Origin of the sequence: Burkholderia sp. RF4-BP95, from assembly GCF_001521985.1 — a bacterium.
GTDB classification, from domain to species: Bacteria; Pseudomonadota; Gammaproteobacteria; order Burkholderiales; family Burkholderiaceae; genus Burkholderia; species Burkholderia diffusa.
In genome coordinates this window covers 109,584-120,947 of the sequence record NZ_LOSX01000029.1, presented here as the reverse complement: position 1 = coordinate 120,947, position 11,364 = coordinate 109,584, and the positions used below count along the sequence as shown (strand labels likewise).

The 11,364-nt window shown below is 68.0% G+C and carries 11 protein-coding genes and 1 pseudogene; all 12 read left to right on the top strand.

Annotated elements, in window-relative coordinates:
- Positions 1-13 precede the first annotated feature (13 nt).
- The 12 genes and pseudogenes from WS46_RS12945 to ureC all read left to right on the top strand — a co-directional run bounded on the left by WS46_RS12945 (position 14) and on the right by ureC (position 11,364).
- Positions 14-271 (top strand): hypothetical protein, encoded by a 258-nt coding sequence (locus WS46_RS12945; RefSeq protein WP_059448113.1) that lies wholly within the window; start codon positions 14-16, stop codon positions 269-271.
- 104 nt (positions 272-375) lie between these two features.
- On the top strand, positions 376-1,032 hold the full coding sequence (locus WS46_RS12940; protein ID WP_059530282.1) for a protein-L-isoaspartate O-methyltransferase: 657 nt from the start codon (positions 376-378) through the stop codon (positions 1,030-1,032).
- Positions 1,033-1,046: 14 nt separating this feature from the next.
- Positions 1,047-1,370, top strand: a complete 324-nt coding sequence (locus tag WS46_RS12935) for a rhodanese-like domain-containing protein (RefSeq protein WP_059530285.1) — start codon at positions 1,047-1,049, stop codon at positions 1,368-1,370.
- Positions 1,371-1,903: 533 nt separating this feature from the next.
- Positions 1,904-3,211 (top strand): urea ABC transporter substrate-binding protein, encoded by a 1,308-nt coding sequence (gene urtA / locus WS46_RS12930; protein ID WP_059530287.1) that lies wholly within the window; start codon positions 1,904-1,906, stop codon positions 3,209-3,211.
- A gap of 140 nt (positions 3,212-3,351) precedes the next feature.
- Positions 3,352-4,971: an urea ABC transporter permease subunit UrtB gene (gene urtB, locus WS46_RS12925; protein WP_059690839.1), complete on the top strand. Its 1,620-nt coding sequence runs from the start codon at positions 3,352-3,354 to the stop codon at positions 4,969-4,971.
- A 1-nt stretch (position 4,972) separates the two neighbouring features.
- The gene (gene urtC / locus WS46_RS12920; protein ID WP_059530292.1) at positions 4,973-6,160 is read left to right on the top strand and encodes an urea ABC transporter permease subunit UrtC; all 1,188 of its coding nucleotides are present in this window, start codon (positions 4,973-4,975) and stop codon (positions 6,158-6,160) included.
- Positions 6,157-7,014 carry an urea ABC transporter ATP-binding protein UrtD gene (gene urtD, locus WS46_RS12915; protein ID WP_059530295.1) on the top strand — a complete coding sequence of 286 codons (858 nt, stop codon included), beginning with the start codon at positions 6,157-6,159 and terminating at the stop codon, positions 7,012-7,014. The genes urtC and urtD overlap by 4 nt, the downstream gene beginning before the upstream one ends.
- A gap of 4 nt (positions 7,015-7,018) precedes the next feature.
- Entirely contained in the window at positions 7,019-7,711 is a 693-nt protein-coding gene (gene urtE / locus WS46_RS12910; protein WP_059690763.1) for an urea ABC transporter ATP-binding subunit UrtE, read from the top strand.
- 184 nt (positions 7,712-7,895) lie between these two features.
- Positions 7,896-8,770 (top strand): annotated as a pseudogene (locus WS46_RS12905) (urease accessory protein UreD).
- Positions 8,771-9,006: 236 nt separating this feature from the next.
- Entirely contained in the window at positions 9,007-9,309 is a 303-nt protein-coding gene (gene ureA / locus WS46_RS12900; RefSeq protein ID WP_006048588.1) for an urease subunit gamma, read from the top strand.
- A 14-nt stretch (positions 9,310-9,323) separates the two neighbouring features.
- Complete coding sequence (locus tag WS46_RS12895; RefSeq protein ID WP_059690762.1) at positions 9,324-9,629, top strand: urease subunit beta; 306 nt, start codon at positions 9,324-9,326, stop codon at positions 9,627-9,629.
- Positions 9,630-9,657: 28 nt separating this feature from the next.
- Positions 9,658-11,364 (top strand): urease subunit alpha, encoded by a 1,707-nt coding sequence (ureC, locus tag WS46_RS12890; protein ID WP_059690761.1) that lies wholly within the window; start codon positions 9,658-9,660, stop codon positions 11,362-11,364.

Here is an 11,364-nt window from a genome sequence, read left to right as displayed (position 1 = left end):
AAGAATCCGCACGATGCGCACCACCAAAGCAACCAACGCGGTCGAACGCCTGAAGACCCGTTCCGGCAACCCGCAATTCGCGGCCGTCGCGATGGCGGGCGGCCTGTTCTATCTGGTCGACCGCTCGGGCGGCACTGCCGAGAAGCGCAGCGAGCCGCTGCCGCTCGACGAATTCGTCAGGTTCGTCGACGAATTCGGCCCCAAAAAGCCGCGCAAGGCGAGCAAGCTCGACCTCGCATTCGAGGCGCAGATCAAGAAGAGCAAGGGGTAAAGGTCTGTTGCAGGCCGTCTGAAGGCTTCGCCGGTGCCCCGTTTGGTACAATCACGAAGTTTCTCTACCCCCGCTGATGGCCGACCTGGCTGCGTGACCACACCATGAATATCGAAAACGCGCGTTTCAACATGATCGAACAACAGATCCGGCCGTGGGACGTGCTGGATCTGGACGTCCTGGGCCTGCTGGCGATCGTCAAGCGTGAAAACTACGTGTTGCCCGAACACCGCGATCTCGCGTTCGCCGACCTCGAGCTGCCGCTGCCCGGCGGCAGCAGCAAGATGCTGTTTCCGCGCGTCGAAGCGCGCGTGCTGCAGGAACTGGCGGTCAAGAAGCACGAAAACGTGCTCGTGATCGGCGCGGGTTCGGGCTACCTGGCCGCGCTGTTCGCGCATCGCGCACAGCACGTGACGGCCGTCGATATCGATCCGACCATCGCAAAGTTCGCGGCGGACAACCTGCGCAACGACGGCGTGACGAACGCGGAAGTCGTGCTCGGCGACGGCTCGCTCGGCTGGCCCGACAAGGCGCCGTACGACGTGATCTGCGTCGCGGGCGGCCTGCCGGTCGTGCCGCAGCAGATGCTCGAACAGCTGAAGATCGGCGGCCGCCTGTCGGCGTTCGTCGGCGGCCGTCCGGTGATGAAGGCGCAAATCATCACGCGAATCGACGACAAGCAGTACCGTGTCGCCGACGTGTTCGAAACCTACGTCAATCACCTCGTCAACGCGATCGAACCGTCGCGCTTCAAATTCTGAGCGGCGGAGCTTCCATGCAGATCCTGACGCCCGCGATGCTCGCGGAATGGCTTCGCGATCCGGCGCGTCCCGCGCCGATCGTGCTCGACGTGCGCGAGCCGTGGGAAATCTCGACCGCGCAGATCGCCGGCAGCGTGTCGATCCCGATGCAGCAGATCCCCGCGCGCAGCGAGGAGCTCGACGACGAAGCGGAAATCGTCTGCGTGTGCCATCACGGGATGCGCAGCGCCCAGGTCGCGATGTTCCTCGAATCGCGCGGCTTCACGAAGCTGTACAACCTGCAGGGCGGGATCGACGCGTGGTCGCGTGACGTCGATCCGTCCGTGCCGCGTTACTGAGTGACTGACCTTCCGGCGGCGCATCGCGCGCCGCCACGGCGACCGGCCCGTTACAGCCGATCGCTCCGATCCGCCGAACGGGCGCGCATGGCGCGCCCGTTTGCGTTTCTGCTTCCTCCTTCTTCGATTGATTCAGCGCGTCGCCCATCCGCGTTCGTTCGATGACGAACGGCGGCGGGCACCCGAACATGGCCCCCCGTCGAGCGGAGCGCCTCGCCCTTCCCGCCGCACTTCACGACCACGCCGGCACGACGCGGCCGGATGCATGCGCGGCGATCACGTTCCGCACGTCCCTAAACAAGTGACCTTCGCGCTCGCACCCGCGCGCACGCCGTGCACCATTTGCGCCCGCGCGACTGCACCGCAACGGATCGCGCATGCTGCACGACGCGTCACGCGCACCACGCCGACGCCCCGCACCACCCCGCACAGGCACGCCCGGCGTGCATCCGCGCGACTGGCACATGCCTTGCGTTAGTTCGATGCCGGCGCCGTCACGGCGCACGCCTATCCAACACGTCAAGGGGAACTCGATGAAACGTCGCAGTCTGCTGAAGTTCGGTTCGATGGCCGGTGCACTCGCGCTGGCGGGCAAGAGTCCGTTCGCGCACGCGGCCGATGCGGGCACGGGTCCGATCAAGGTCGGCATCCTGCATTCGCTGTCGGGCACGATGGCAATCTCCGAAACGTCGCTGAAGGACACGGCGCTGATGACGATCGCCGACATCAACAAGAGCGGCGGCGTGATGGGGCGCAAGCTCGAGCCCGTGGTCGTCGACCCCGCATCCAACTGGCCGCTGTTCGCCGAGAAGGCGCGCCAACTGCTCACGCAGGACAAGGTCGCGTGCGTGTTCGGCTGCTGGACGTCGGTGTCGCGCAAGTCGGTGCTGCCGGTGTTCGAGGAACTGAACGGCCTGCTCTACTACCCGGTGCAATATGAAGGCGAGGAAATGTCGCGCAACGTGTTCTACACGGGCGCCGCGCCGAACCAGCAGGCGATCCCCGCCGTCGAGTACCTGATGAGCGCGGAAGGCGGCGGCGCGAAGCGCTTCTTCCTGCTCGGCACCGACTACGTGTATCCGCGCACGACCAACAAGATCCTGCGTGCGTTCCTGAAATCGAAGGGCGTGAAAGACGCCGACATTCAGGAGGTCTACACACCGTTCGGCCACAGCGATTACCAGACGATCGTCGCGAACATCAAGAACTTCGCGCAGGGCGGCAAGACGACCGTGATCTCGACGATCAACGGCGACTCGAACGTGCCGTTCTACAAGGAGCTCGGCAACCAGGGGATCAAGGCGACCGACGTGCCGGTGGTCGCGTTCTCGGTCGGCGAGGAAGAGCTGCGCGGGATCGACACGAAGCCGCTCGTCGGCCATCTCGCCGCGTGGAACTACTTCATGTCGGTAAAGAACCCGACGAACACGAAGTTCAAGGACCAGTTCGCCGCGTGGGTGAAGGCGAACAACCTGCCGGGCGGCGCGAAGCGCGTGACCAACGATCCGATGGAAGCGACCTACGTCGGCATCCACATGTGGAAGCAGGCGGTCGAGAAGGCGAAGAGCACCGACGTCGACAAGGTGCGCGTCGCGATGATCGGACAGACGGTTGCCGCGCCGTCGGGCTTCACGCTCTCGATGGACGGCAACCATCACCTGCACAAGCCGGTGATGATCGGCGAGATCCGCGGCGACGGGCAGTTCAACGTCGTTTGGAAGACGAAGACGGCCGTGCGCGCGCAGCCGTGGAGCCCGTTCATCGCGGGCAACCAGGGCAAGCCGGACGTCGTCAGCTCGATTCCGGCGTTCCTGCGCCGGCAGCGCGCGGCGCTCGCCTGATGCGATGCGGGGCGCCGCGCACCGGCGTGGCGCTCCGTTCGCAGGCCGGTGCCGGCACTCGCCGCGATTGCGGTAACGCGCCGCACGCGCTCGCGCACCGCCGCACGCATTCGCTTTCCCACGCCCGACAGGATTTCCCGATGCCTACACGCTTTCGCCGCGCCGCCGTCGCGGTCGTCGCCTGTGCCGCGCTGGCGGGCGCGCTGCCGCGCGCCGCGTTCGCCCTGACGGCGGCCGATACCGCCGCGCTCGCCGGCGACGACTTCGACGCGAAGACGACCGCGATCGACCATCTCGCCGCCGATGCCGATCCGCGCGCCGTCGCGTTGCTCAATGCGCTGTCGACCGGCGACGCGCTCGCGACCGGCGACGGACGCCTGCTGATCCAGACCGGCGACACCGCGCACGACGCGCTCACGCAGGCCGCGACGCCCGCCGGCGACGCGCAGCCCGTGATGCTGAACAACCTGCTGCGCACGAAGATCGCCGGCGCGCTGTCGGGTCTCGCCCTCGCCTCGCCAGACGTCGCCGCGCGCCGCGACGCGATCGACGCGCTGCTGAAATCGCCCGACCCGGCACTCAAGCCGATGATCGATCGCGCACGCGCGAAGGAAACCGATCCGGCATTGAAGCGCCGCCTCGATGCGCTATGGGCGATCGCCGCGCTGCACGATGCCGATCCGGCGAAGCGTCTCGAAGCCGTGCAGGTGGTGGCCGCGCGCCGCGACCTCGACATGATCGAACAGTTGCGTCCGCTCGTCGCGAAGAACGCGGACGGCAGTTTCGCCGAGCCCGACGCACGCGTGCGCGAAGCCGCGCAGCAAGGGCTCGACGCATTGCACGCGCTGCAGCGCCGCGGCGAGATCGCGGGCACCGTGTTCGCGGGCCTGTCGCTCGGCAGCGTGTTGCTGCTCGCGGCGCTCGGCCTCGCGATCACATACGGGCTGATCGGCGTGATCAACATGGCGCACGGCGAATTCCTGATGATCGGTGCGTACGCAACCTATGTCGTGCAGACGCTGATCCAGCGCTATGCGCCGGCGGCATTCGACTGGTATCCGCTCGTCGCGGTGCCGGTGTCGTTCGCGGCGGCCGCGCTGGTCGGCATCGTGCTGGAGCGGCTCGTGCTGCGGCACCTGTACGGCCGCCCGCTCGAAACGCTGCTCGCGACCTTCGGCGTGAGCCTGATCCTGATCCAGGCGACGCGCATGCTGTTCGGCGCGCAGAACGTGCAGGTCGTGAACCCGTCGTGGATGAGCGGCGGCGTGACCGTGATGCAGAACCTGATCCTGCCGTACAACCGGCTCGCGATCCTCGCGTTCGCGCTGGCGGTCGTGTGCGTCGCCTGGGGCGTGCTGACGAAGACGCGGCTCGGCCTGTTCGTGCGCGCGGTCACGCAGAACCGCCGGATGGCCGCGTGCGTCGGCGTGAAGACCGCGCGCGTCGACGCGTATGCGTTCGCGTTCGGCGCGGGCATCGCGGGCCTCGGCGGCTGCGCGCTGTCGCAGATCGGCAACGTGGGCCCGGACCTCGGGCAAAACTACATCATCGATTCATTCATGGCGGTCGTGCTCGGCGGCGTCGGCCAGATCGCCGGCACCGTGCTCGGCGGCTTCGGGCTCGGCCTCGTCAGCAAGGCGATCGAGCCGTTCTGGGGCGCCGTGCTCGCGAAGATCGCGGTGCTCGTGATGATCGTGCTGTTCATCCAGAAGCGTCCGCAGGGCATGTTCGCCCCGAAGGGACGCAGCGCGGAGGCCTGACATGACTTCAATCACCGATTCGTTGTCGAACCCGATCGCCGACGCGCCGAAGCCTCCCGCCTCCGCGCGTGCGGAGGACGGGTTCGCGCTTGGCCTGCCGCCCCGCCCCGCGCTGCTGTCGCGCCGCGCGTGGCTCGCGCTCGTCGCGCTGTGCATCGCGATCGGCATCGGCGTGCCGCTCGCCGCGCTGGTCGCGCCCGAGTCGAGCGCGTTCCATTTGTCCGCGTACGCGATGACGCTCGCCGGCAAGCTGATGTGCTACGCGATCGCCGCGCTCGCGCTCGATCTCGTGTGGGGTTACTGCGGAATCCTGAGCCTCGGCCATGGCCTCTTCTTCGCGCTCGGCGGTTATGCGATCGGCATGTACCTGATGCGCGAGATCGGCCGCGACGGCAAGTACGGCAGCGACCTGCCCGACTTCATGGTGTTCCTCGACTGGCATCAGCTGCCCTGGTACTGGAGCGGCACGCAGCATCTCGCCTGGGCGCTCGCGCTGGTCGTGCTCGTGCCGGCCGTGCTCGCTTGGGTGTTCGGCTTCTTCACGTTCCGCTCGCGCGTGAAGGGCGTGTACCTGTCGATCATCACGCAGGCGCTGACGTTCGCCGCGATGCTGCTGTTCTTTCGCAACGAGACGGGCTTCGGCGGCAACAACGGCTTCACCGACTTCAAGCGCATCGCCGGGTTTCCGATCACGTCGCCCGGCACGCGCACGGTGCTGTTGCTGCTGACCTTCGCGACGCTCGTGCTCGCGTTCATCGCCGCGCGCGCGATCGTCACCAGCAAGCTCGGGCGCGTGGTCACCGCGGTGCGCGACGGCGAGACGCGGCTGATGTTCCTCGGCTACAGCCCGCTCGCGTACAAGCTGTTCGTATGGACGCTGTCGGCCGTGCTGTGTGGAATCGCGGGCGCTTTGTACGTGCCGCAGGTCGGCATCATCAACCCCGGCGAGATGTCGCCCGGCAACTCGATCGAAATGGCGATCTGGGTCGCGGTGGGCGGGCGCGGCACGCTGATCGGGCCGATCGTCGGCGCGTTCGCGGTGAACGGCGCGAAGAGCCTCTTCACCGCGTATTTCGCCGAATACTGGCTGTTCTTTCTCGGGCTGATCTTCGTGCTCGTGCCGCTCTTGCTGCCGCGCGGCATCATGGGCCTCGTCGACACACTGCTCGCAAAGGGGAAACGCGCATGAACGGCACGGCCCTCTACCAGTTCACGCCACCGGCCGAGGACGAGCTGCTGACCGTCAGCGGCACCGCATCGATGGGCCGCGTGGTGCCGCCCGGCATCGACACGTCGCACGGCACGATCCTCTACCTCGAGGACATCGAGGTGAGCTTCGACGGCTTCCGCGCGCTGAACAAGCTGTCGCTCGCGATCGACGCGGGCGAACTGCGCTGCGTGATCGGCCCGAACGGCGCGGGCAAGACGACGATGATGGACGTGATCACCGGCAAGACCCGCCCCGATGCGGGCAAGGTGTTTCTCGGCCAGACCATCGACCTCGCGCGGATGAACGAACCCGAGATCGCGCGTGCGGGGATCGGCCGCAAGTTCCAGAAGCCGACCGTGTTCGAACAGCATCCGGTGTGGGAAAACCTCGAACTGGCGATGCAGACCGACAAGGGCTGGCTCGCGTCGCTGCGCGCGCGGCTCGACCGCGCCGCGCAGGCGAAGATCGAGGAGACGCTCGCGCTGATCGGCCTCGAAAGCGACGCGTATCGCGCGGCCGGCGAGTTGTCGCACGGGCAGAAGCAGCGGCTCGAGATCGGCATGCTGCTGATGCAGCGCCCGGCTCTGCTGCTGCTCGACGAGCCGGCCGCCGGCATGACCGACCACGAGACGATGGAACTCGCGAAGCTGCTGAACACGCTGCGCGGCACCTGCTCGATGATGGTCGTAGAGCACGACATGGAATTCGTCGCGGCGCTCGCGGGCGACACGGGCCGCGTGACGGTGATGGCCGAAGGCGCGGTGCTCGCGCAAGGCACGCTCGACCAGGTCAAGCGCGACGACGCGGTGATCGAGTCCTACCTCGGACGGTAATCCAATGCTGAAGATCGATGCACTGAACCAGTATTACGGCGGCAGCCATATCCTGCGCAACGTCACGCTGGCCGCCGACGACGGCAAGCTCACCGTGCTGCTCGGCCGCAACGGCGTCGGCAAGAGCACGCTGCTGCGCTGCCTGATGGGCGTCGTCGCCGCGAAGAGCGGCAGCGTGTCGTGGCGCGGCACGGCGCTCGGCGCACTGCCGCCGTATGCGCGCGTCGCGGCCGGCCTCGCGTACGTGCCGCAGGGCCGCGACATCTTTCCGCGCCTCACCGTCGAGGAGAACCTGCTCGTCGGCGCGGCGAGCCGCAAGGCGCCGTCGAAAGTGCCCGACCGCATCTACGACCTGTTCCCGGTGCTGAAGGACATGCGCGCACGGCGCGGCGGCGACCTGTCGGGCGGCCAGCAGCAGCAGCTCGCGATCGGCCGCGCGCTGATGAGCGAGCCGCAACTGCTGATCCTCGACGAGCCGACCGAGGGCATCCAGCCGTCGATCATCCAGGACATCGGCCGCACGCTGCGCCAGCTCGTCGACGAATCGCGGATGACCGTGCTGCTCGTCGAGCAGTATTACGACTTCGCGCGCTCGATCGCGGACCATTACTGGGTGATGAGCCGCGGCGAGGTCATCGCGGGCGGCGAGGCGCGCGACATGGAAACCCACGGCGTGCGCGAGCTGATCGCGGTGTAGCGAGGAATACGGCACGCGATGACGTTGCCGCGAGGCGCCGGCGATCGACGCATGCCGGACGAACGTCGGCATCGCCGCCGCGCCGCCGCCCCTCCCCGTCGCCTCGTTCGGCATCCCGAACACCCAGGCGTATAGTGTTGCGGTAGCATCTCCGATCACCGCGCCCGTCTCCAGCTTCCCGCCGATGTCCGCCCTCGATTCCCACGCCCCGCTGTCCCGTCCCGCCGTTGCCAAGTCGTGGCGCGGCCGTCTCGAACTCGGCTTCGAGCGGCACGGCGCGCGCACGACGCTCGTCCACCGGCTGCACGACGGCCCGCTGCGCGTCCAGCGGCCGCTGTATCCGGAAGGCGACGCGATCTGCCACGCGGTCATCGTTCACCCGCGGGCGGCGTCGCGGGCGGCGACCGGCTCGACATCGACATCACGCTCGGCGATGGCACGCACGCGGTGCTGACGACACCCGGCGCGACCAAGTGGTACAAGTCGAACGGCCTCGACGCGACGCAGCGCATCGGCATCACGGTCGGCGAGCACGCGAAGCTCGACTGGCTGCCGCAGAACAACCTGTTCTTCGACGCGGCCCACGCCGCGCTCGACTTCACCGTGACGCTCGGCGCCGGCGCGAGCGCGATCGGCTGGGACGCGACGCAGCTCGGCCGTCAGGCGGCCGGCGAAACGTGGTCGGCCGGCCGCATCGCGTCGGGTTCGGCACTCGTCGACGCCGACGGACGGCCGCTCTGGACCGAGCGCGCGCTGCTCGACGCGCACGATCCGCTGCGCGGCGCGCTGCAGGGCCTTGGCGGCTTTCCCGTGTACGGCACGCTGTGGGCGGCCGGCGCCGCGTGCGATGTCGCGCTCGCCGAAGCGCTCGCCGCGCGGATGCCGTTCGACGACGCACTGCGCGCGGGCGCGACCTGCGTGACGCCGGGCGTCGTGCTGGTGCGCGCGGTATCGACGTCGATGGAAGCGCTGCAGCGTCACTTCGCCGACTGCTGGCTTTACCTGCGGCCGCTCGTGCACGGTGTCGACGCACGGCCGCTGCGCCTCTGGCAGACCTGAGCGCGCGGCCCGCCACGCACCGTTTCGGCGCAGTCGCGCCGCCCACCCTGCCCACGATTCATGCATCGCGCACCACGATCGCGCATCGAGGCGCGTTCCATCGACATGGCACGCGCCTTGCTGCTTACATAACGGCTACACGACGCACGAAAAACGGCGCGGTGCTACGATGACCCGCGCCCCGGCCGGAACCCCGCGCACCGATAAAAATTACGTTTTCCTGAACGACTGCCTTCATGAAACTGACTCCCCGAGAAAAGGACAAGCTGCTGATCTTCACGGCGGCGCTGCTGGCCGAGCGCCGCCGCGCGCGCGGGCTGAAGCTCAACTATCCGGAAGCGGTCGCGTTCATCACCGCCGCGCTGATGGAAGCCGCGCGCGACGGCAAGACCGTCGCCGAGGTGATGCACTACGGCACGACGCTGCTCACGCGCGACGACGTGATGGAAGGCGTGCCGGAGATGATTCCCGACATCCAGGTCGAGGCAACCTTCCCCGACGGCACCAAGCTCGTCACCGTCCACCACCCGATTCCGTGACCGAGGTAGCACGCATGATCCCCGGCGAAATCCTCACCGACGACGGCGAGCACGAACTGAACGCGGGCCGCGCGACGGTCTCGCTCGTCGTCGCGAACACCGGCGACCGCCCGGTGCAGGTCGGCTCGCATTACCACTTCTTCGAAGTCAACGACGCGCTGTCGTTCGACCGCGCCGCCGCGCGCGGCTTCCGGCTCAACATCGCGGCCGGCACGGCCGTGCGCTTCGAGCCGGGCCAGGCGCGCACCGTCGAGCTCGTCGAGCTGGCCGGCGAACGCGCCGTCTACGGTTTTCAGGGCAAGGTGATGGGGCCGCTGTAAGCCGCGCCCCGCTCTTCAGGAACAGCACATGACACTACGCTTGAGCCGCCGCGCATACGCGGAAATGTTCGGGCCGACGACGGGCGACCGCGTGCGGCTCGCCGATACCGAACTGCTGATCGAGATCGAACGCGACTTCACCACCTACGGCGAGGAAGTGAAATTCGGCGGCGGGAAGGTGATCCGCGACGGGATGGGCCAGTCGCAGAGGGTGGCTGCCGACGTGCCCGACACGATCATCACGAATGCCGTGATCCTCGATCACTGGGGCATCGTGAAGGCCGACATCGCGATCAAGCACGGCCGCATCGCCGCGATCGGCAAGGCGGGCAACCCGGACATCCAGCCGGGCGTGACGATCGCGATCGGCGCGGCGACCGAAGTGATCGCCGGCGAAGGGCTGATCGTGACGGCCGGCGGCATCGACACGCACATCCACTTCATCAGCCCGCAGCAGATCGACGAGGCGCTCGCATCGGGTGTCACGACGATGCTCGGCGGCGGCACGGGGCCGGCCACCGGCACCAACGCGACGACCTGCACGCCGGGCCCGTGGCACATGGAGCGGATGCTGCAGGCCGCCGACGGCTGGCCGATCAACCTCGGCTTCCTCGGCAAGGGCAACGCGAGCCTGCCGCAGCCGCTCGTCGAGCAGATCGCGGCCGGCGCGATCGGCCTGAAGCTGCACGAAGACTGGGGCACGACGCCCGCCGCGATCGACAACTGCCTGTCGGTCGCCGACGACACCGACACCCAGGTCGCGATCCACACCGACACGCTGAACGAAGGCGGCTTCGTCGAATCGACGGTCGCCGCGTTCAAGGGCCGCACGATCCACACGTACCACACCGAAGGCGCGGGCGGCGGCCACGCGCCCGACATCCTGAAGGTGTGCGGCGAGGCAAACGTGCTGCCGTCGTCGACCAACCCGACGCGCCCGTACACGATCAACACGCTCGACGAACATCTCGACATGCTGATGGTGTGCCACCACCTCGACCCGTCGATCGCCGAGGACCTCGCGTTCGCCGAATCGCGGATCCGCCGCGAGACGATCGCGGCCGAGGACATCCTGCACGATCTTGGCGCGCTGTCGATGCTGTCGTCCGACTCGCAGGCGATGGGCCGCGTCGGCGAAGTGATCATCCGCACCTGGCAGACCGCGCACAAGATGAAGGTGCAGCGCGGCACGCTGCCCGAGGACGGCGCACGCAACGACAACTTCCGCGCGAAACGCTACGTCGCGAAGTACACGATCAACCCGGCGCTCACGCACGGCATCGCGCACGAAGTCGGTTCGATCGAACCCGGCAAGTGGGCCGACCTCGTGCTGTGGGAGCCCGCGTTCTTCGGGATCAAGCCGTCGATGATCCTGAAAGGCGGGATGATCGCCATGGCGCAGATGGGCGATCCGAACGCGTCGATTCCGACGCCGCAGCCCGTTCACTACCGCGAGATGTTCGCCACGCGCGGCGGTGCGCTCGCGCGCACGTCGCTGACCTTCGTGTCGCAGATGGCCGCCGATGCGGGCATCGCCGAACGCTACGGGCTCGCGAAGCGCGTCGTGCCCGTGCGCAACTGCCGCAACGTGACGAAGGCCGACATGATCCACAACGCATGGCGCCCGTCGATCAGCGTCGATCCCGAAACCTACGACGTGATCGCCGACGGCCAGCTGCTCACCTGCGAGCCGGCGACGGTGCTGCCGATGGCCCAGCGCTATTTCCTGTTCTGA

Bases quoted from the DNA above. Each gene is read 5' to 3' on its own strand.
- urtD (WP_059530295.1), top strand. From the start codon at position 6,157: ATGAACGGCACGGCCCTCTACCAGTTCACGCCACCGGCCGAGGACGAG.
- urtC (WP_059530292.1), top strand. From the start codon at position 4,973: ATGACTTCAATCACCGATTCGTTGTCGAACCCGATCGCCGACGCGCCG.
- ureC (WP_059690761.1), top strand. From the start codon at position 9,658: ATGACACTACGCTTGAGCCGCCGCGCATACGCGGAAATGTTCGGGCCG.
- ureA (WP_006048588.1), top strand. From the start codon at position 9,007: ATGAAACTGACTCCCCGAGAAAAGGACAAGCTGCTGATCTTCACGGCG.
- urtE (WP_059690763.1), top strand. From the start codon at position 7,019: ATGCTGAAGATCGATGCACTGAACCAGTATTACGGCGGCAGCCATATC.
- urtA (WP_059530287.1), top strand. From the start codon at position 1,904: ATGAAACGTCGCAGTCTGCTGAAGTTCGGTTCGATGGCCGGTGCACTC.
- urtB (WP_059690839.1), top strand. From the start codon at position 3,352: ATGCCTACACGCTTTCGCCGCGCCGCCGTCGCGGTCGTCGCCTGTGCC.
- WS46_RS12940 (WP_059530282.1), top strand. From the start codon at position 376: ATGAATATCGAAAACGCGCGTTTCAACATGATCGAACAACAGATCCGG.
- WS46_RS12895 (WP_059690762.1), top strand. From the start codon at position 9,324: ATGATCCCCGGCGAAATCCTCACCGACGACGGCGAGCACGAACTGAAC.
- WS46_RS12935 (WP_059530285.1), top strand. From the start codon at position 1,047: ATGCAGATCCTGACGCCCGCGATGCTCGCGGAATGGCTTCGCGATCCG.
- WS46_RS12945 (WP_059448113.1), top strand. From the start codon at position 14: ATGCGCACCACCAAAGCAACCAACGCGGTCGAACGCCTGAAGACCCGT.